Consider the following 304-nt stretch of genomic DNA (forward strand, 5'->3'; position numbering starts at 1 on the left):
TTCGGAGGCCGGCGTCGGCATGCCCTCATCCAGCTCAGCGGCTTCGGGGAAACGCTCCGCGAGGCGCTTGAGCAGGTGAATGTAGGCAGTGCGCTGCGGGCGCCGGGGGTTGCTCTTCCCTAGCTCCCAACGCACGACGGCGAGGCGCTTCACACCGACCGCGTCCGCGACGTCCTGCTGCGTGAGGTTCGCGGCGAGGCGCAGTTGAGCGCGCACGCGCGGCGGCGGCAGGACGTCGTCCAGGCCGTCCAGCAGGGCATCAACCCGCTTCAGGCGGTCCGGGTCGGACATAGCGCAGGCTCCC

1 protein-coding gene is annotated in these 304 nt (G+C 71.1%); it reads right to left on the reverse strand.

The window, feature by feature from the left end; all coding sequences use genetic code 11:
- Positions 1 to 291: helix-turn-helix transcriptional regulator (locus tag IG90_RS0138870; protein WP_030596230.1), on the reverse strand; the 291-nt coding region annotated here is incomplete at its 3' end.
- Positions 292 to 304: the final 13 nt, after the last annotated feature.

It is taken from the genome of Streptomyces anulatus, from assembly GCF_000721175.1.
In the GTDB taxonomy this organism is placed as follows: domain Bacteria; phylum Actinomycetota; class Actinomycetes; order Streptomycetales; family Streptomycetaceae; genus Streptomyces; species Streptomyces anulatus_C.